Source organism: Mycobacterium sp. (assembly GCF_032159565.1).
In the GTDB taxonomy this organism is placed as follows: domain Bacteria; phylum Actinomycetota; class Actinomycetes; order Mycobacteriales; family Mycobacteriaceae; genus Mycobacterium.
The window spans coordinates 1-20,017 of the sequence record NZ_JAVHWR010000188.1; the positions used below are offsets into that span (position 1 = coordinate 1).

Here is a 20,017-nt window from a genome sequence, read left to right on the forward strand (position 1 = left end):
GAGGCAAGGAGTGAACCTGTGGACGTAGTCCTCGGGGTGGCGGTCACCGGACGGGTGGCGCGTCTGGCGCTGATCGGTTCGTCCGCCTCGAGCGGCCAGGTGTTCGACGAGTATGCGCTCGACCTGATCGGCGACGCGGCGACCGACCTCGCCGACACCGTTGTCGGCACCTACCGTGCGGTGGCCGACTCGGGCTATTGGGTGGCGGCGTGATGCTCGTGAACCTGAGTCGGCAGCCGATCGAGGCGATTACGCTGGGTAGTGTGCGCACGCGCGCGAATTGACGTACGAGTGCCATGTGCTGTGTCCGCAACGGGTTTCGACGCGAAGACGAGTGCGATGACGCGCGTCGACCCCGTGGCTCGTAATGGTGAGCGGCTATCGCAGCTGTAGGTCCGCGGCCCGGTCACGTTCCTCGGCATGGTGGTGCCGCCGGCTGCCGAACCTGTCGGCGCAGCTCCCACTCGGCGTCGGGGTCGTCGACCTCGGTTACCGCTTACTGAGTGTCGAACGAATCATCCGGTGTCGTGGTTTGGTCGACGCGGTGCTTGCCACCCGCGCCACCGTAGGTCGTGCCGGCAGCGAACCGCTGCGACGACTCCTCCAATGGCCGGAAGATCTTGGGGGCCGCGGGAGCGGCCGAGGCGATCTGTTGCGTCTGATCCGCCGCACCCGCCAAACCGATCTGCTGGGTCTGATCTTCCTCGGCCGCCGAGGCGATCTGTTCGGTGGCGTCGCTGGAACTGCGATGGATCCGCGGCGCGGTGCTGGCGGCGGCCGCAGCGGGCGAGAACTTCTGGGTGGCGTCCTCGGACCCGGTGTTGATCCGCGCGGTGGCGTCGGCCTGCCTGCGGTGAATCATTGGCGTCGCGGCCGGTTTCGGCTGCGCCGGTGTGGGGATCGCCGGTGCGGGCGCGGCTGTCCACGACTGCACCTGCGCACGCGCAGGCTGCGGACGCTTGGCGGGCGCGCTGCGCTGACCGGTCAGCAGAACCACCGCAAGGATGGCGAGCGCGACGCCGCACAACAACACGTCGATCGTCCCGGTGAGCTGCTGGGCCAGCGTATTGCCGTACACCGGGCTATCGACGAGCACCGCACCGGCGATTCGGGGGGCGAGAACAAGACCAATCACGATGCGCGACAATGTAACTGCCAACAGCACGCCGCTCAGCGCCGTCAGCACGTTCGACGGAATCGCGGTGTTCTTGAGGTTGAGGCGCAGCCAGATCGCGAGCGCGGCCGCGACCAGATCGAACGCCATCAGCGTCATGCTGTCGTACGGCGAGAACGGCAGGTTCAGCGTCGCCGTGACGACCAGATCCATGATCCGGCACACCGCCGAACCGCCGCACCATATGGCGATGAGCAACAGGCCCTTTCGGGCCGCCTCACGCCATGCGGGCCTGTCGAACACCGACCCGGTGGTCACGCGCAGCGTTGTCGGACCGAAGATCGCGGCCGCCGCCACCCACGCCAGATACCCCTCGAACCCGACGCCGGCGGTGGACGTGTTCTCCGCGATGCCGTGGTAGGCGTCGAGTTCGCGGCCGACCGGCAGGATCCACACGATCAGCCCGGCAACGAGAGTCGAAGCGCCGAGAGTGATGAGCGCAAGCCGGGACTCGTCGGTGTCACGGAGGAGCCAGCGGGTCGCCACGACGACGGCGACCAGCGCAAGCACGCCGTATACCAGGGTGCTGGCGATGATCACCACGTTCTGGCTGCCGAATGGTGCGTCGCCTCCAGGCAGCACGTAGCGCGTGCGCCAGTACAGGTTGAAGATCACCGCGACGCCCGCCAGCACGATCGCCACCAAGCCGACGGCACGCACCGCCTTGGTCCAGGGGACCATCCGCTGTTCGTCGGACGGCGAGTCGGTGATCGGAGGCTGGGCGGCCAGCACCGTGCCGGCCAAACCGAACCACGCGCCGGGGCCGATACCGGACGGCAGCGTGGTGCTGCCGCCGTAGCGGACAGCGTCGAAGAGCGTGAACGCGACGAACGCCAGGACGAGGATCAGATACGGGGCATTAAGCCCGAGCCGGAACTTAACGAGTTCCGGCCGTTGGAGATCCCCGCCAATAGACCACCAGGGTCCGACGTAGGTGACGACGATGGACGCCAAGGACACCAGCGTGGCGAGGAGCAGCAACGCGAACACCAGGCCGTTGCTCCCGGGAACACCGACCCCGAAGTGGATGCTCCATGGCAGCAGTGCCGCGATGACGAGCAAGATGCCCGCGCACACGTCGCGCCCGATGTTCCAGCGCTGGGCCGAAGAGGTTTGACCTTGACTCACTTACGATCTCCCTGCGGTGTCACTCATCTGTTGTGCGCATAGTTAACAACAGCCGAAAGTACTTCACTACCGGTCCGCCCGATAATCGTCCGTTCGAACTACGCCCCACCCTGGCATGTCGTTCGAACGACGGATAGCGAACAGGCACTTGTCTGGAGATGATCTTCGCCACGGCGACAACTTCGTGGATCACCTGACGATCCGGGCAAGATGTGGCCTAATGTCAGCAAACCGACTACACGGCGTCAATAAAGGAGTTCGCAATGGCACGCATGGGGATGGACGTTGACCAGGTTGAACAGGCCGGCCGTCAGCTGAAGAGCCAGGCTTCCCAGATCGGCAACCTGGTCTCGCAGATCGATCGCACGGTCAACGGCCTCAGCTCCATCTGGGACGGCCAGGATGCGCAGCGGTTCGTCCATGAGTGGTGGCCGCAGCACAAGCGCTCGCTGACCGCTGCTCAGCAGGAAATCGACGGGCTCGGCCAGTCGGCGATCAACAACGCCTCCGAGCAGCGCTCCGTCTCGCAGCGCTGACCGCCGCGCGGAGGGATTCAGCTCATGGCACGCATGGGCATGGATGCCGACCTCGTCGAGCAGTCCGGTCGGCAGCTCAAGAGCCAGGCTTCGCAGCTCGGCAGCCTCGTCACCCAGCTTGATCGGCTGGTCAACGGACTCCCGTCGGTCTGGGACGGGCCCGACGCGCAAAGGTTTGTCCACCAGTGGTGGCCGGAGCACCGCAAGATGCTGACGGCTGCTCAGCAGCAGATCGACGGGCTCGGCCAGTCGGCGCTGAACAACGCGTCCGAGCAGCGGCAGGTGAGTTCGGGCGGCGGCGCGGGTGCGGCGTTGGCCGGTGCCGCCGTCGCTGCGGGTGGTGCGACCGCGGCAGTCAAGGCGAACTCCAATGGCCATGCCGGCGGCAACGGGGCGGCCGTCGACAAGTTCGTCTCGAAGTGGGGCAACCAGAAGATCGACTACGACGGCGCCTTCGGTGCCCAGTGCTTCGACGTGTTCCGTCAGTACAACCACGACGTGACCGGCGCACCCGACAGCACGGCGCATACCAGCATCAAGGCATCGGCCATCTACACCGACTTCGACCACAACGGTCTCTCGCCGTACTACGACCGGATCGCGGCAAGTCAAGGCTCGCCGCAGCCCGGCGACGTCATCGTCTACGGATCCAACGATCCCAGTGGCTACGGACACGTGGCGGTGGTGACCGAGGTCGGCACGAACGGCCAGTACAAGGCGCTCGAGCAGAACTACTCGTGGTGGGACGGGGTCGACGCGAACGACCCAGCCACCGTGCGTCCGCACACGTTGGGCGAGAAAGGCACCGGCGTCACCGTGCTCGGATATCTTCGGCCGAAGGACGCCAAGGTCTAGGCCTGAGGGGATCGACCGAAGCAACCGAAAGCGCGGTGAAAGAGGGGGCCTTTGTCCGAGTTCTGGTCGGTCGAAGTCAACGACGAGAACCCCGACCCCAGGGTCGCCTGCGTCGTCCTCGTCGACGTGTCGGGATCGATGCAGGGCGAGCCCATCGCGGCGCTGGAGCGAGGCTTCGCCGCGTTCACGCACTATCTGCGCAACGAGACGCTGGCCAGCAAGCGCGTCGAGGTCGCGGTGGTGACGTTCGGGACGGTGGCCACCGTCCTGGTGCCGATGCAGGAGGCGCGGTCACTGCAGCCCGCGCGGTTCACGGCGTCGGGCACCACGAACATGTCGGCGGGCATTCACCTGACGCTGGACATCATCGAGGACCGCAAGTACGCATACAAGGCCGCAGGCCTGCAGTACTACCGGCCGTGGATCCTCGTCCTAACCGACGGCAAGCCGAACATCGACGGCTTCGACGAGGCGGTGGCACGGCTGAACGCGGCCGAAAGCGCCCGTGGGGTAACGGTTTTCCCTGTCGGGGCGGGGCCCAAGGTGGACTATCAGCAACTGGCGCGGCTGTCGTTGCAGCGCACACCAGCACCGCTGGACGGCTTGAAATACGAAGAGCTCTTCGAATGGCTGTCCGCCTCCCTGAGCAACGTGTCCAACTCGCAGGAGTTCGCGCGCAACGACGAGGCGCTCGGCGCGATGCACGATGCGGTTCAGCTGCCGTCGGTGGCCGGCTGGACCAGCGCGTGACGTGGTTGGCCTGTGGCGCTTCGGTGACGGGGTCCGAGCACGAGCGTCGCGGACTCGGATGCGACGACGCGTACGGGTACGGCATCGTCGGTGACTTCGTCGTCGCCGCGGTGGCCGACGGGGCGGGGTCTGTCAGTGGCACATCGGCGTGGGGCTCGTACGCGGCGTGCCAGAGCATCCTGACCGACGCGTTGCAGCCTCGCTTCGTGCAGGACTTTCAGGCGACGCCTGCCGAACACGGCGAGACCTTGATGCGATGGCTGTTCGACTGCGCGGCCAAGCGAGTCTCTGAACATGCCGACGCGATGCGGGTGGATGTTTCGCGATTGTCGACGACGTTGTGCGTCGCGCTGGCGGGCCGCGACCACGCCGTCTTCGGCCAGATCGGCGACGGCATCATCGCCACCGAGAACGACGGCCGCGTCGAGACTCTGCTCATCGAGCCCAAGAGCGACTACGCCAATTCGACGTGGTTCCTGCAGTCCGACGATGCGTTCGAGGAGTCGTATCGGACCGCGACCCAGCTTTCGGTGACGGCATTCGCGCTCAGCACCGACGGGATGAGCTACAAGATCACCAATGTCGCGACGGGCGAGGCCTACGAGCCGTTCTTCCGCGGATCGTGGCAGCACGTCCGGTCGGGCGCCAGCGCCGACAAGTTCGCCGCGCTGCTGCGAGGCATCGAGGACGACCAGACGGGGGACGACAAAACGATGGTGCTCGTGGCCTCGGGTGCCAAGGGCGACCACCAGGCGCCGCCTTCGGACCCGACGCGCCCGATCGTGAGTTGCAGTGCCCCGCCGCGGGGCTGGTCGGTGCCTGAGCCCGCGCATCCGTCCGAATCGGCGACGGATCCGCTTCCCGATGAGGGCCGTCGCCGCCGGCTGTTCGGGAGGCGCCGCAAATGACGACGGGGTCGACTCCTGTTGCGCCGCAGCGACTTCGCCTCGACACCGGTGCGCCCGTTACGTTGGGGCGGATGCTCGGCAAGCCGGCGGGCGAGGGCACGATCTTCGAGGTCGGCAGCAATCCGGCATGGGTCGCCAAGATCTTCCACCCGACGCTGAGCGATCTCAGGACGAAGCTCGGCAAGGTGAGCGCGATGACACAGTCTGCGCCGCCGGGGGCCACACAGCCCAACGGATTCGTCGTGTTGACGTGGCCGTTGCACACCGTTGCCGACGAGCGTGGACCGATCGGCTACGTGATGCCGAGGGTCGACACCGCCACGGCGGTCGAGATCCACACGATGAGCAACCCGTCGGATCGGCTCGACCCGCCGCCGAACGCGCCGCAGTGGATCAGGAGCGCGACGTGGGGCCACCTGCTCAACGTCGCGGCTAATCTGTGTCTTGCGGTGGAGGTGGTGCACCGCGTCGACGCGGTGATCGGCGACTTCCAGGAACGCAACATCCTGGTCGCCAACACCACCGAGGTGACGTTGGTCGACTGCGACTCAATGCAATTCACGGACCGTTCGGGTCAGCGTTTCCTCTGTGGGGTGGGTCGCCCGGAGTTCACCGCGCCGGAGCTGGCCGGGGTCGATCTGCGGGTGACGCCGAGGGAGAAGCCGTCCGATCTGTTCGCGTTGGCGGTGCACATCCATCTGCTGCTGATGGCGGGCAACCACCCATTCATGCGTGGCACATGGGTCGGTGAGGGAGACCAGCCCGACGCGATGTCGTTGGCGAAGACCGCTCACTGGGCGGGTGGTCCGTCGTCGCTGTTGCACACGCATCCGTTGGCCCCGTTGATTTCGTTCCTGCCCAATGACATTCAGCAGCTTTTTGGTCGCGCGTTCACCATCGGTGTTCACGACCCGAGTGCGCGCCCGACGGCCTCGGAATGGCGGCGGGCGTTGTCGGGGATTCGGCTCACGTCCTGCCCGCGGCTGGCGCACGAGATCCCGATCGGGTGTGCGGTCTGTCCGTGGTGCTCCGTCGACGACGAACGTCAGGCTCGCAGGCTACGGTCGGGGGCCACGGGACCCCAGCGCGCTCGCACGCGTCCCACGACAGATCCCGTGCCGCTGGCGCAGGGGTCGTCCACGGGACGCGTGTCGACGACCGGACGAGTGCCGCAGAAGCAGCATGAAAATCCGTTTGGGGTGAGCACGAATGTGCTCGTCGCGGCTATCGCAGGGGTGGTGTTGATCGTCGTGGCGCTGACGATCTTCATCGTCTGGGCATTGCTCAGCGGCGCAACGACATTCGGGGCGTCACCGCCGGGGGGCTCCGTCGCCGGCTGGTGGAGCGTTCATGGTAATGGAATCGAATAGCACCGCGGGAGAGCCGGGCGGCAGCACGATGGTGCCGCCCGCCGGGCGAACCAGCTCCTCGCCGGTGGCGAGGTTGACCAAACGGAGCTCCGTCATAGGCGCTGTGGGGACCGGATCGGTGAACGACGCGGGCGCATCGGTATAGGACACCGCGACGACGTATTGGGGTTCGTAGCCGGGCCAGGCCGCGCCCTTGACTTTGAGCTTCTCGAAGTTGACGTTGGCGGGCGGTCGCAGCGGGTTGCCGCTCATGCAGTGCACGCGGGGGACTCCGGCCTGGTCGACCAGAACCGCGGTGCCGGCTTGCAGCACAGCCTGATACGGCACGGCCTGCTGATTGGAGTTCCGGTTCGAGGTGACCCAGGTGTCGACGGTCAGCACGACCGGGGTGAGGGTGTTCAGATATGGCGGGATCTGCTCGCTGCGCGTGCCGAGAGCGCCCGCCCACGCCGACGCGGTGGCCGGACGGGCGGCGAGATAGTTGGCCAGGGCGGCGGGGTCGCAGACGTTGCCGTCCGGGGGTGCGCCGTACAAGCCGGGCCGGGAGCCCGAGACCAGGCGGACACCACGATCGGGAGATGCGGGCAGTTGCCCGGTGGCGGTCTGAATCGCGGCGGCTGCGGTCTCCGACACTGCGGACCGTCCGAGGATCATCGGCGCGGTGAAAGCGTCGGCACCGGCGATGTTGGCCGCGGTGAGCGCGACTTCGTTGTCCTGCGACTTGCTGAAGATGGTGTCGCGCTTGGAGATCACGACGATCACCAGCGTGGCGATGACGACGAGGGTCAGTATCGCGCCCGCAATGGTGAGGACCGTCTTGACGCGCGGGTCTGTGGGCGTGGGCGGGTTCGGGTCGGACCAGGTGGTCGACAGCTGGTCGGTCACTATCACCCGTTCGTGCGCGTGACTGTGCCGTCGAACTTCTTCATGCTGTCCCTGACCTCGGTAAAACGAGGATCAGTTGAGTTGTCGAAGGCGTTGGCGACTGGGAGGTAAGTGTCACGGGCGTGGTTGCCCAACCATTGGTCCTTGGAGGGGATGTCCGGGTTGTACTCGAAGACATAGTCGGAGGGATCTGCTGTTCTGGCCACGTAGTCGACCGAGTCAGCAAGCGCCGCAGCGGTTCCGGCGCCAGGCGGTCGAGTCACTATGTCGATGGCCGCATTGGTAGCTGCCCCGCCTGATCCCAAACCGGGCACGTTATCGCCAGTAGCGCGCATGTGCACAGTGCCAATATTAGGGTTGTCCGGTTGTATGATCGGCGACCCATACGTCACCAGGTTCGTCACCTTATAGCCGCAGTCGCCTGAGTGGGCGGCGATGTTCTGCGCATCCATGCCGCCTTGGCTGAAGCCGACGAGCATGATTTCAGTGTTCTTGCCGTCGGGAGTACTTTTGAGCGCCTCGCTGATTTTGTCGGTGAGGTAATGGTCCGGCTTTCCCTTGATCGCGTCCAAGTTGCGGACCTCTGACAGCCGGTCGGCCTCTTTGGTTCCCTCGAGGTACACGATCAGTCGCGTCTTGCCATCCGGGCCAACAACTTTATCGATGCGAATGCCATCCTGGACGCCGTCGTTGTCTCTGCGTCCGATGAGGTCGGCCGCGTAACCGCCGCCGCTGCTTCTGCTCTCGCTGCTGACGCCTTCCTGCTCGTCGGCGTTGCGTTTCAAATCCTGTGCGCTGCTGCGCAGCATCGTGATGGCTGCCGACATTGCTTTAAAGTCGCGTCCCGTCCACTGCGAGCGGAACCGCTCGGCATCGGGACCCTGCCAGTTCGTCGACGACCCGATCATCGAGTGCAGCGTCTGCGCATGCGACTCGAGAACCGCTGCGCCCTTGCTGAATTGCGCTGCCAGTGCACGCAGCTGTCCGGGATCGGCACCGTAATAAGCCATCAGGACCACACCTTCAACTCAGCCATCAGTCACCTCACACGTAACCGGATACCGAGACCGCCAGCGTGCGGGCAACTCGAGAGCCATGCCGTCATCGCCCGCTCGCGGTCTGCTGGTCCTGCGCGCTGCGCCGCGCAGACTGTGATGCGTCGTGCAAGGCAGAGACGACGGCATTCAGCGCCGTCCGATGCTGCCCCTGCCACTCCGACCGGAAGCGCTCCGCGTCCGGCCCCTGCCAGTCCACGGCGTCGACGGTCGACGAGAGCTGCGAGACCAGTCGCTGAATGTCGTCGGCGCGCGTGTTGAGCTGGCTGGCCAGCTGCTGCACCTGCTCGACATCCTGTCCGAAATACGCCACCACTAGCTCCTACAGCGTCGGCTGGGCGACCTGCAGCCAGGTCCCCTTGCCCTTGTCGACGAGAACTCCACGGCCGGGCGGGAAGTCGCGGCGGCGTACCTGCCCGATCGACGTGTTCAGCAGGCTGTCTGTCTCCATTCCGTCCGGCGACAGCACGAGCCCGCGGCGCGCGGACTTAAAAGGCTGCGCCAGCAAAAAGGCCTGATTCCACGTCGACACTTCCGACTCGCCGACGACGAAAGCCGAAGCGTCGGACAGGGTCTTCACCATCCGCGCGACCTCGGCCTCGGCCTCAGTGCTCGCAAAATCGGTCAGCGACTCGATCAGCACCAACAGGTTCGTGCCGTCGGTGCCGCCGTTGTTGACGCTCGTCATCAGGTCGTTCGCGAGGTCGAACACCGCACTCGCCCCGATCGCGCTGGCGCTCCAGTCGCCGAGCCCGGTGAGCGTCGACGCCACGGGCGCAAGGTACACGATGCGGGTGCCGGGATTGTGCCGGCGCATCGCCTGGGCAAGCGTCAGCAGAGTGGTGCTGCGGCCGCTGCCCGGCGGCCCGGTCACCATCAGCACGCCTTGCGGGGCAATGCCGATGGGGTCGAGCGTCTCGTCGCCGACACCGATCACCATCCCACTGGCGACGCTGGCGGGCAGCGAGTCCAGTGCGATGCGCTCCCCGAGCCGTGCAATGCGTTCGGGCGCAGGGAAACCCTTTTCGCGCATCGAGCTTGCGAGCGCATCGATGGCGCGACCCTGCACGGCGACGTTCGGATCCCCACCGAACACGGCGACCTGGATCTCCTGGCCGTCCATGATGCCGCGGCCCTGGGGCGAGGCGGCCGACAGGATATCGGCGGGCACGCCCGCGATCAGATAGTCGTCGTCGGTGGCCAACCGCAACACCAGCCGACGCTGGATCGTCGATGCCAGCGACGACGACAGCGCACCGGGCCTGTCCCCGGTGACGACGACGTGGATCCCCAGCTGACGGCCATCCGAGGCCAGCTGGCTGAACATGCCGAAATAGGGTGTGTGCGTGACATGTTCGTACGCATCTCGGAAGGCGCCGATTCCGTCGACGAGCAGAAGGATGCGCGGCTCTGTTGGCTCGCCGAGTCGCCGGTAGTCGGAGATGTTCGACGCCCGCACCCGCGCGAACTTCTTGGTGCGCTCCTCCAGGATGGCCGTGAGCCGTCGCAGCGCCCGCCCGACGCGCTCGTCGTCGTCGCCGTCGACGATCGCCGCGACATGCGGCAGGCCCGAGAGCATGTCGAGGCTGCCCGACGCGAAGTCGAACCCGTAGACATGCACGGGCCCATCGCCGGGAGCGAGCGCCGCCGAGATCGCCAGCGTGCGTAGGGCAGTCGACTTGCCGGAGCCGCCGGTGCCGATGATGGCCATGTTCCCGTCGCGATCAGGTGCGTATGTGCCGATCGGTTGCGCCTGCTCTCCCGGAACGTCGCTGGAGCCGATCACCAGTTCGTTGTTGCGCACGTAGGAGGTCATCGCCTCAAGCGCATAGGCCTGACGCAGAGGCGGCAGCCACGGCTTGCGCGGCGGCGGGATGCGCAGCGTGGTCGCGGCCGCGCCGACGTTCGCGACGATGCGCGTGATGTCGGTCGGGCCGGAGGTCAGGCTTGCGGCGCGGCCCACGGCGACGTCGGGGTTCCATGAGCGGCGTCGGCCGAACGCGAACTCGCAGATGTCGATCGGCGTGACTTCGGGCCCGTCACCCGACCAGCCGCCGACATACCCGGACTGGAATGTCGTCAGACGACCGGGTCCGGTCTTCGCCGCCGCCCGCCCAGGAATCTCGGGCGGGAAGTGCGCGGCCAGGCGTTCGTCGATGACGTCGAGGGAGTCATCGGCATCATTGAGACGCAACGCGATTCGTAGATTGGTGTTGGCCCGCAGATTGTCCTTGATCACGCCTGCGGGCCGCTGTGTGGCCAGAATCAGATGCAGCCCCAACGAGCGGCCGCGTTGCGCGACGTCAATGACCCCGTCCACGAACTCGGGCACTTCGGTGGCCAACGCGGCGAACTCGTCGACGATGATGACCAGGCTCGGCGGGGTATCCGGGTCGCCCGTCTGCTCCAGCGAGATCAAGTCTTTGGCGCGTTTGACGTTGAGTAGATGTTCGCGGCGGCGCAGCTCGGCTCGCAGCGACGTCAACGCCCGGCGCACCAGGTGCGGCGACAGGTCCGTGACAAGGCCGACGGTGTGCGGCAGCTGGACGCATTCGGCGAAGGCGGCACCGCCCTTGTAGTCGACGAGCAAGAAGGTGACCCGGTCCGGGCTGTGCGCCGTGGCCATGCCAAGCACCCACGTCTGCAGGAACTCACTCTTGCCGGACCCGGTCGTGCCGCCGACCAGGGCGTGCGGCCCCTGCTCGCGAAGATCCAGGTGGAAGTCCTCGGATCCCGTCGATCCCACCAGCGCGCGCAGCGTCGCGGGCCGCCCCGACGGTGGCGGTATCCGGTTGTCGCGGTGCGCGACAGACTCGTTCGCAATCCACTGACGGCAGACCACTTTCGCGTCGCTGGCGATGTCGGTTCCTGCGAGGCTGAGGTAGTTCACCGAGCGCGGCAGGTCGGTTTCGTCCTCGACCGCGGCACCGACGTCCACCACCGGTGCCAGCAGCAGCGCGACCTGTTTCGCGACCGCGATGTCGAGGCTCTCGCAGGACACCGGGAAGGTGTGCCTGCCGTGGCGGACCTCTCCGACGGTGGAGCCCTCGGTTGCGTTGTCCACCAACACGAATGTCCGGCACGCGGCTGGCAGGCTGCTCACCTGGGTCGCCACCCACACGACGTGCACCCCGACCGCGGCGCCGCGCTCGGCGAGCCGGGTCAACCGGGACCGGTCGATGGGCGCGGTGTCCTCGACGAGCACCATGACGGCGGGCACGTCACCGGCGTCAGCGGCGATCGGCGCCACACTCGGATCCTGTGCGATCGGGCCGAAGCTCTCGGGCACCCCGGACTGCTGATCTTCGGTGCGCTGCTTGACCAGGTTCTCCAGCCGCGCCAGCAGGGCGGCACCACCGTTGGCGCTCTCCGTCAGATGGTTGCCGGGCAGCGGACTGTGCACAGATCCGGTGTGGGGCAGCCATTCCAGCCATTCCCATGAATCGTGCGTCTGCGGCGAGCTGAACGCGGTGACGGCGAGTTCGGCGGGCGAGTGCAACCCAACGAACTGCATGATGATTCCGCGGGCGACGCCGTCGACCAGCCCGCGCGGCCCGCAGACACCCAGCGCGCCGCACTCGCGGAGGTCGGCGACGATCGGCACCTCGCTGATCTGGAGGAACTGCTCACGCAACTCCCTGGCCTGCTGGATGTATTCCGGCTCGGCCTCGGGATCCTCGGCCACCTCGACCAGGCAGCGTGACGGTGCATCACCCAAACCCAAACGGGCGGTGAGGAATTCGGGATGTTCGGGTCGATGTGTCCACAGCAGCGGGCCCAACCGGTGGGCCGCCTGGAGTGTCTCGTCGAGCGCGGGCGTCTCGCTCAGGCGCACGACCCGCTCGACGCGCTGTGCGGCCTCGAGGTCGGCGGCCAGCTGCCGCTGTCCCTCGGCGAAGCGCTCGATCTGCTGTTTGTACTTCTTCTTGTTCTGCCACATCGTGTCGATGTACATGCCGACCATCAGCAGCGGGCTGAGGGCGATGAACACCACCGCCAGCATGCTGCGGGTGACGACAAGCAGCACCGCGCCGAGCACCAGCGGCAGCAGCATCGACGCGACCGGCAGGTGCGCCGGTTCCGGCCGCTGCGGCGGTCGCGGCGTCTGGTACTTGCGCTCCGGGAAGCGCGTCACCACGCGGGGTGACCGGTTGAATTCGATGGCGGGGTTGTCGCTTTGGACGGTGCCGGGCCGCAGAGTGTGCAGCACAGCGATCGACGAGTTGCCCAGCCTGACGACATCGGTGGATCCGACGAGCGACCGCTGCGTCGGCCGGTTGCCGATCAGCACTCCCGACGGCCCGGCCAGGTTGGAGATTTCAACGCTCTCGCCGACGATGACCGCGGCATGCACGTCGGCGACCGCCGGGTCGGTGAGTACCACGTCGCTGGTGATGGCCGTTCCGATGACGGAATTGCCTGCGGCTAACTCGAATTCACGACCCGCGTCGGGGCCTTCGAGCACCCTGAGCATGGCGACGGACCTGCCCCGCCGTGATCGCGGCACCACGCCTGGGGCCGCGCCGGCAACGCGCACCGTCGACCCGGACCGGATGCCTGACTCGATGAGGCTGCGCCCGGGGTCGAGCAGCCGGCCCTGCGCGCCGGTGTCGAACGCGCTGCGCTCCAGTTTCAGCGTCGCGTTGGTTGGCCGTCGGCCGTTGGTTCGTTCGGGGTCACCGACAACCAGCGCCGTCGCGAGGTCGCCGACCGAAGCGCTCGCGTCGGCGGTCACTGCCACCTGGGTCTTGCTGCCGTCTTCCCTGTGAAGGATCACCTTGAGTTGCATCAGCGTTGTCCTGCCGCTCCAAGGGGCACCGGCGAATGCACGGTCTTCAGGCCGCGGTCGATGCCCCGGCGCAGCGCGGTCTGCTGCCGAGGCCCGAGCGGGTTGCCGCCGACGACGACGTCGATCAGCGTGGCGCCCGCGACGCGGTCATGGGCGCCGTCGCGGGGGGTGGTGCTGAGCATGGCAGGCAACCCGGCAAGTCCTGCGGTCGCCGCGAACACGAGGCTGCGGGTCGACGCGGCCGCATAACCGGGTGCGCGCCGGTCCGACGCGCGAATTAGCCGCAGGCCGAGCACTGATTTGCCGAACGACATCCCGGTGAAGCCCTGCCACAGTTGCATCCAGACCCACACGGCGAGAAACGCGACCGGAACCACGAGGTAGACCACCTCGGCCACGCCGAAGATGGCGCCGATGGCGGCCAGTGGCAGTACGGGGCTCGCCATGACCGCAAGATCGAGCAGGAAGCTGCAGGCGCGCACCGCCTGTCCGGCCGGAACAATTTGGTCGACGGCTACCGGCGCTGGCGACGAATAGCCTTGAGCTGCAGCCGTCTTCGGCGGGGAGACCGTGCGGGCGGCCGTCATCCGGTTGGTGATCGTCCGGCCGCATGCGCCGCAGAAGTGGGCGTTTTCGCGCAGGGGAGAGCCACACTGATCACAGGTTGCGCCGGTGCCTGCCGGCGACGCTGACGTCACGGTGTGGTCGCCCCTCCCAGATCCCCTCCGGAATTCCGCGACCAAACACTATGCCGGGTAACGCGATACCGCAGGCAATCGCTGTCGATCGAACGTACGATTGCTCGCGCCGTCGAACCGCCAAGACGATGGTCCGAATTCGAATCCAAGGAGCTGGCTGTGGGCAATCCCGTGCTGCCGCCGAGCCGATTCGGCGCGGGCTACACCGCCGGCGCACCGACGACTCAAGCGGCCGCGGTGCCGGCCAAATATCCGGCCACGTCGAACGCGCCCGCCGCGCGGACCAACCCGTTAGCCGCGGCGTCGTTTGTGCTGACCTTGCTGTTCGGGCCGTTCCTGGTGCCGGCAACCGTGCCGATGGCGCTGGTGGCGCGAGCGCAGAACAAGCACTCGGGGGAGGGCGGGACGGCGTTAGCCAGCGCCGCGCTGGTCGTCAGCGCCATCTACGCCTTGCTGGGCGCCGTGGTGGTGATCTTGGTCGCCTTCATAGTGCGATAACCGCCCGTGCGGAATCCCGCACGAATGTCGACCGAATGACCGATATTGGTCCGGCAGTCAAGGTGTAATTATCTGTGGTATTAATTAGCTGCTGGAGACGTAAGTGAAGTCGCACTCAGCCCAGGGTCACGCCACGGCCTGCGGTTTTTCACATCGCCACCAACATATGTCCGCAGTAGCTGTGACGTGCGGATTCATCGAAGGGGAGGGCCCGTGGACGCGGTTCTGGGGGTAGCGGTAACTGGGCCGTCTGCGCGGTTGGCGCTGATCGGCGCGAACGGAGTCCGCAGCGTCATCGACAGGTCTGAGGTGCCGCTCGCGGGTGACCCGACCGAATATCTGACCGAAACGATCGCGGGCACCGCTCAGGGGCTCGCCGCCGGCGGTCACCGGCTCGTCTCGACCCAGGTGGTCTGGTCAGACGACGCCATGACCGAGGAATTGCGGCAGTTGCTGACCAACGCCGGCGTGGGCGGCGTCTCGGTCGTCTCCGAGGCCGACGCGGCGACCGCGCTGGTGCGCAGCCTTCCTCAGAGCGGGGCGGGCCTGGGTTCCGCGCTGCTGCTGGTCGACGACGACACCGCGACGCTTTCGATCGTCGGCGCCGACGAGGTGACCACGACGGTGGTGGCCGCCGAGCCGATCACGGGTTCTGACGCCCTGACCGCATGCCGCACGCTTCTGGAGCGCCTCCGCGAAGAGCCCGGCTCGGCCGACGACATCTATCTGGTCGGCAACACCGACGAGATCACCGCATACGCTGATCAGTTGCGCGCCGAATCGCCGGTGCCGCTTGTGGTTGCGGGCAACCCCTTCTACGCGCTCGCCGAGGGTGCGGCCCACGCGGCGCCGACGTTGGCATCGTTCGATTCGGCGATCACCGTGGCGAGCCCGCAGATGGGTTCGCAGCTGGCGTATTCCGAGGCCGCCGATTCCGGGCCGTTGCCGATCGAGACGGCCAACTACAGCGACGTTCCGATGCAGAGCGCGATGGCGCCTCTGAGCGCAGCCGCCCACGACGACTTCGAAGAGGTCGAAGAGGACTACGCCGCGCAGGCGCGCCCGCGAATGTTGTTGGTGGGCAGCTCGATTGCCGGCATCGTTGTCATCGGATTCGCTGCGCTGGCGGTCACCGTGGCCATCGGGATTCGCCCGACGGCCAACTCGACACCCGAGGCGGGCGATCAGTACGTCAGCACGCCCTACGACAAGGTGCTGCCCTACGTGCCTCAGCAGGCGATCGTCCCCGGACCGACAGGGCCGGTGCCGGCGGACCCAGCGCTGGCGCCTCCCCCGGCGGCGACCGCGGTGTCGACGGGCGGCGGCGGAAGTCAGGGCGTCAGGACCGTCATCATCCAGAACGGAAACAAGGTCTCCCCACCGCCGTTGGAAGGAATTCCCGGTCCGCTACCGCAGGTCGGCGATCAGCCGATCCCAGTAGGGGTTCCGGGTCAGCCGGGCTTCCAGATGCCGAACATCCCGATGCCGCAGATCAACCTGCCGAACATCAACATCTTCCCGGGTGACCGGACCAGTGGTCCTGGTCAGCTTGGCGGCCAGACGCCGGAGCAGGTCACGGGCAACAATGGCAACCAGTTGTGCGCCAATAAGCCGTGCCCGGGCATTGCCGAAACCCACGATCAGGGCTCCGAAGGGGCCGCCGGTTCGCAGGGCAATCCTGGCACTGGTGGGACTCCCCAGCCGGGCAGCCAGACGTCAACGGACGGCGGTGGCGTCAAAACGCCGACGGACAGCGGCTTCCTACCGCCGACGAACAGCGGCTCGAACTCGACGCCCGTCATCACGGACAGCACCCCCAAGGTCGTGGAGCAGCCGAAGGTCGTCGAGCAGCCCAAGGTCGTCGAGCAGCCCAAGGTGGTTGAGCAGCCGGCTCCGATAGTCGAGCAGGCGCCGCCGGCGATCGTCGAGGCACCGCCGCCTGTGGTCGAGCAGGCCCCGGCACCTTCCGGACCGTCGTTCAAGATCCCGTTCCTGGGTGGTCCTGGTGGAGGCGGCAGCAGCAGCAGCGGCGGCAGCTCATCGTCGGCCCCATCCGACAGCGGATCAAGTTCGACACCGAGTGACTCGGGGTCGAGCAGCGGCTCAGGTTCGGGCAGCGGCACGGGGTCGGGGTCGGGGCCGGTGATCCCCTTCCTGCCGTTCGGGTAACGGACCGTCAGAGGTCGTTGAGGCTGAGGATGCCGTCCTCAACCGCACGCGCCAGCAGGGCCGACTTCGTCGGCGCAGGCCGCCCCACCGCGGCGTACTTGGCCCGCGCGCGCTGCAAATGAGTACGCACGGTGGTCGGCGCGATGTAAAGGCGCTTGCCGACGAGTTCCTTACTCTCCGTTTGGAACCAGGCGACCAGCACCTCCTTCTCGCGCTCCGACAGCTTGGTGCGGCCCTGGGTCCGGTCGTTGAGCACCGCCTTGGCCATGCGCGGACCCATATAAGGAGTGCCGGCCTGCGCGGCGTGGATCGCGTCGATCAGATGCCGCTTGCCCTCGGACTTCACGAGGTAGGTGACGGCGCCCATCTCCAGGCAGGTGAGAATCACCTCGTCGGTGGTGAGATGCGAATAAACGATGACGCGCTGTCCCGCCTCGCACAGCCGCCGCAAGGTGGCGAAATCGGGCCGATTGGCCTCAATCTGAAGGTCGAGCAACACGACCTCGACATCATTCGGAATGTTCGGATATCGCTCAAAGAATTCCTGCGGCGTCAGGAAACTGCCGACCAGATTGATCGGCGGATCAGCGTCGGCGCACCACGCTTCGACGCCGGCGTGCACCACGTCGTGGTCATCGATGATGGCCACCGTCGCCGCCGCCCGCGATTCACCTTCAGATGTCATAGCCTCGAGTTCTCCTCCCGCTGCCGAACCCGGTCGCCCAATCCTTCCCCGTTTGGCGCCGGGTTACCCGAAAAGCGGCGTCTTCATCCGGCTATCTCCACGATTGCAGCGCCGCGCGTGCTTGGGGGCAAAGTAACAATCGGCGCAGCAAATGGCTGGCCTGGGTGGCCGATTTGTCGTCGGCAGGCGTCGGGTAGACAGTGCGCGGCAAAGTGCGCGCGGGTCGTTTGGGCTGATGTCTAGTCATTCGGGCGCGGGCACCGCGTTGGGCGACGTGTCGCAACGCCAGCTGATGCGGCGGGCGACGACCGTCGGCCTGTTGATGCGAAACACCGTCAACCTGGTGGTGTCGGTCGTCGCCCTGGCCGATCACGCGTCGACGATGCGACCGCTAGGCAGGTGGCTGTTCGTCGCGCTCGGGGTGTGGTCGCTGTACCGCGTCGCGACGCGATCGCACCGCGGGATGTTCGTCGCCGCCGATTACGCGTTCGTGCTGGCGGTCTGCGCAGCGATCCCGGCGTTGGTGACCGATCCCGACTTCTACACCTACAACACTTCGCCGCAGGCGATCGCGGGAACCGCGGTGATCAGCTTCGCGGTGGTGCTACCAGCGCGCATCAGCCTACTGATGACCGTGGTCATCGCCGCCGCCTACGCATGGGGCGCCGCCGCTGTCGCCGGCTGGGAGCACGTCGCGGATATCGGCGCGATCTACTACTTCGCCCTGCAGTGGATCACCGCAGGGCTGATCCGTCTGATGCTGCTGCGTGTCGCCTCGGCGGTCGACCGAGTCGGCAGCGACCGCGAAGCAGCCGTGGTGAACCAACAGGTCACCCAGGCGGTCAGGGACTACGAGCGCGAACAGCTTGCGCTACTGCATGACACCGCGGCGTCGACGCTGTTGATGGTCGGACAGGGCGCACCGTTGCCGCCGTGGCGGCTGGCCGCCCAGGCACGCCGGGATCTGGAGCTGCTGCGCAAGGGGCCGTGGACCGCACCGCCCACCCGCGTCGAGCTGGTGTCGGCGTTGCGCCAGTGCGCCGAGCATCTGACGACGCCAGTCGAGTTCACCGGATTGCAACGCGTGTGGGTGAAAGGTGACGCAGCACAGGCGGTGATCGCGGCCGCCAGAGAGGCGATGAACAACGTCGACCGGCACGCTCAGGCGACCCGGCTGACGGTGGACGTGTCGGCGGACTCGGTCGGCCTGCGCGACGACGGCGTCGGATTCGATCCATCCGCTCTCCGCAGCGGGCGGGGCGTCTCGGACTCGATCCTCGGCCGGATGTCGCGCGCCGGCGGCAGTGTCGTGATCGAATCGACCCCCGGGTCTGGCACCGTCACCGAATTGCGTTGGGCAACCCAACAACCCGATGCGATGCCGGATCGGCCGATGGACGATCCCGACCGACTGATCGACCGGATTCGGACTCGCTACGGCCTGGCCATCACCATCTATGCGATTGCGAATCTCGTTGTTACGTTCCCCTTCGCCGTGATGAGCGCGGGGCATCCGGCCGGTCAACTGGTGCTCGGTGTCGCGGCGGCGGTGAGCACGCTGAGCGCGGTGCCCGGGATCCTCCGTCAGCGGTGGGAGTTGGCGCCTGTCGCGGCGGCGGCGCTGCTGGCCGTGGCGGTAATCCAGCCGTGCCTACTGTCAGCAGAACATGTTGCCGGTCAGTACAACTGGACGCAGAGTGCGATCGGATGGTGTGTGCTGCCGTTGGTGCTGGGTCTGCCGACGCGGACAGGTCTCGGTGTTCTGACGTTCTACTGGCTCGCAGGCGCGGCGGCGGCGGTCGTCTCCAATCCCTCAGCGGCGATGCTGGTGAACATCGGACTCGGCACCGCGAGCATCCTCAGCGTGCAGCTGTTCGCGTTGATGTTCAACGGTCTGATGCGCGACGCTGCCGCCGACGTTCAGTCGGAGACACAGGCGCGCAGGCGCTTGGTGCTGGGCGATATCGTCGCGCAGGCGCTGCGCGCAGAGTACCAACGTCGTTACGCGAAACTCGTCGACAACGTCGTGCCGCTGCTGAAGAAGCTGGGCGATGAAGGTGAGCTGGACGACGGGCTGCGACGCCGTGCCAGGGCCGAATCACGGCGACTCCGAGCGTTGTTCGACCAGGCGACGACATTCGACAACCCGCTGATGCAGCAGGTACGTCCGCTGATCGACGCGGCCGAGGCGCGGCAGGTCGACATGGTGGTCGATATCGCCGGTGAACTGCCCGACCTCAACGGGGTGGACATCTCCGGGCTGGTGGAGAAGCTGGCGACGATTTTTCCGGAGGCGACAACCTCGGTGCGGCTCGTCGTCTCCGCGATGGACGACGAGGTCACCGCCAGCGTCGTCTGTCCCCAAACACCGGGGATCGTCGCGCTCTCGAAGAGGCTGGCGGACGACGGGATCGAAGTCGTGTCATCCGATGAGTCGGTGTGGTTCCTGATCGGATGTCGGTCGATGAAACGACAGCGCTCGACGCGAGCATCTAGCTAATATCGACGCAATCGATA

15 protein-coding genes and 1 pseudogene are annotated in these 20,017 nt (G+C 66.8%); 9 read left to right on the forward strand and 7 right to left on the reverse strand.

The window, feature by feature from the left end:
* Positions 1-213, forward strand: a pseudogene (locus tag QOC76_RS25345) (hypothetical protein); the annotation flags it as partial.
* A gap of 283 nt (positions 214-496) precedes the next feature.
* Here QOC76_RS25345 and QOC76_RS25350 read toward each other — a convergent pair.
* Entirely contained in the window at positions 497-2,302 is a 1,806-nt protein-coding gene (locus tag QOC76_RS25350; RefSeq protein WP_526361627.1) for a DUF7937 domain-containing protein, read from the reverse strand.
* Positions 2,303-2,565: 263 nt separating this feature from the next.
* Between QOC76_RS25350 and QOC76_RS25355 the strand changes: the two genes are divergently transcribed.
* Genes QOC76_RS25355 through QOC76_RS25375 form a run of 5 tightly spaced genes read left to right on the forward strand, consistent with a single transcriptional unit; the run spans position 2,566 to position 6,721 of the window.
* Entirely contained in the window at positions 2,566-2,838 is a 273-nt protein-coding gene (locus tag QOC76_RS25355; RefSeq protein ID WP_526361629.1) for a WXG100 family type VII secretion target, read from the forward strand.
* A gap of 24 nt (positions 2,839-2,862) precedes the next feature.
* Positions 2,863-3,693, forward strand: a complete 831-nt coding sequence (locus QOC76_RS25360; RefSeq protein ID WP_526361631.1) for a CHAP domain-containing protein — start codon at positions 2,863-2,865, stop codon at positions 3,691-3,693.
* A 51-nt stretch (positions 3,694-3,744) separates the two neighbouring features.
* Positions 3,745-4,443 carry a vWA domain-containing protein gene (locus tag QOC76_RS25365; protein ID WP_526361633.1) on the forward strand — a complete coding sequence of 233 codons (699 nt, stop codon included), beginning with the start codon at positions 3,745-3,747 and terminating at the stop codon, positions 4,441-4,443.
* Positions 4,444-4,466: 23 nt separating this feature from the next.
* The gene (locus QOC76_RS25370) at positions 4,467-5,351 is read left to right on the forward strand and encodes a protein phosphatase 2C domain-containing protein (RefSeq protein WP_526361635.1); all 885 of its coding nucleotides are present in this window, start codon (positions 4,467-4,469) and stop codon (positions 5,349-5,351) included.
* Positions 5,348-6,721, forward strand: a complete 1,374-nt coding sequence (locus QOC76_RS25375) for a hypothetical protein (protein WP_526361637.1) — start codon at positions 5,348-5,350, stop codon at positions 6,719-6,721. The genes QOC76_RS25370 and QOC76_RS25375 overlap by 4 nt, the downstream gene beginning before the upstream one ends.
* On the opposite strand, the gene QOC76_RS25380 is transcribed toward QOC76_RS25375, so the two are convergent.
* The 5 genes from QOC76_RS25380 to QOC76_RS25400 all read right to left on the reverse strand — a co-directional run bounded on the left by QOC76_RS25380 (position 6,662) and on the right by QOC76_RS25400 (position 14,148).
* The gene (locus QOC76_RS25380; protein WP_526361639.1) at positions 6,662-7,606 is read right to left on the reverse strand and encodes a DUF6777 domain-containing protein; all 945 of its coding nucleotides are present in this window, start codon (positions 7,604-7,606) and stop codon (positions 6,662-6,664) included. The two genes, QOC76_RS25375 and QOC76_RS25380, sit on opposite strands and share 60 nt — an antisense overlap.
* A gap of 2 nt (positions 7,607-7,608) precedes the next feature.
* Positions 7,609-8,616, reverse strand: coding sequence for a hypothetical protein (locus QOC76_RS25385; protein ID WP_526361641.1), 1,008 nt, complete (start codon positions 8,614-8,616; stop codon positions 7,609-7,611).
* Between the two features lie 91 nt (positions 8,617-8,707).
* Positions 8,708-8,974: a WXG100 family type VII secretion target gene (locus QOC76_RS25390; protein ID WP_526361643.1), complete on the reverse strand. Its 267-nt coding sequence runs from the start codon at positions 8,972-8,974 to the stop codon at positions 8,708-8,710.
* A 9-nt stretch (positions 8,975-8,983) separates the two neighbouring features.
* Complete coding sequence (locus tag QOC76_RS25395) at positions 8,984-13,450, reverse strand: type VII secretion EssC family protein (protein ID WP_526361645.1); 4,467 nt, start codon at positions 13,448-13,450, stop codon at positions 8,984-8,986.
* Positions 13,450-14,148, reverse strand: a complete 699-nt coding sequence (locus QOC76_RS25400) for an RDD family protein (protein ID WP_526361647.1) — start codon at positions 14,146-14,148, stop codon at positions 13,450-13,452. Before QOC76_RS25400 ends, QOC76_RS25395 begins: the two co-directional genes overlap by 1 nt.
* A 159-nt stretch (positions 14,149-14,307) precedes the next feature.
* On the opposite strand from QOC76_RS25400, the gene QOC76_RS25405 reads away from it, so the two are divergent.
* Positions 14,308-14,646: a hypothetical protein gene (locus QOC76_RS25405; protein ID WP_526361649.1), complete on the forward strand. Its 339-nt coding sequence runs from the start codon at positions 14,308-14,310 to the stop codon at positions 14,644-14,646.
* 213 nt (positions 14,647-14,859) lie between these two features.
* On the forward strand, positions 14,860-16,815 hold the full coding sequence (locus QOC76_RS25410; RefSeq protein WP_526361651.1) for a DUF7159 family protein: 1,956 nt from the start codon (positions 14,860-14,862) through the stop codon (positions 16,813-16,815).
* Positions 16,816-16,822: 7 nt separating this feature from the next.
* On the opposite strand, the gene QOC76_RS25415 is transcribed toward QOC76_RS25410, so the two are convergent.
* The gene (locus QOC76_RS25415; RefSeq protein ID WP_526361653.1) at positions 16,823-17,500 is read right to left on the reverse strand and encodes a DNA-binding response regulator; all 678 of its coding nucleotides are present in this window, start codon (positions 17,498-17,500) and stop codon (positions 16,823-16,825) included.
* Positions 17,501-17,735: 235 nt separating this feature from the next.
* Here QOC76_RS25415 and QOC76_RS25420 point away from each other — a divergent pair, with 235 nt between their 5' ends.
* On the forward strand, positions 17,736-20,000 hold the full coding sequence (locus tag QOC76_RS25420) for a sensor histidine kinase (RefSeq protein ID WP_526361655.1): 2,265 nt from the start codon (positions 17,736-17,738) through the stop codon (positions 19,998-20,000).
* Positions 20,001-20,017: the final 17 nt, after the last annotated feature.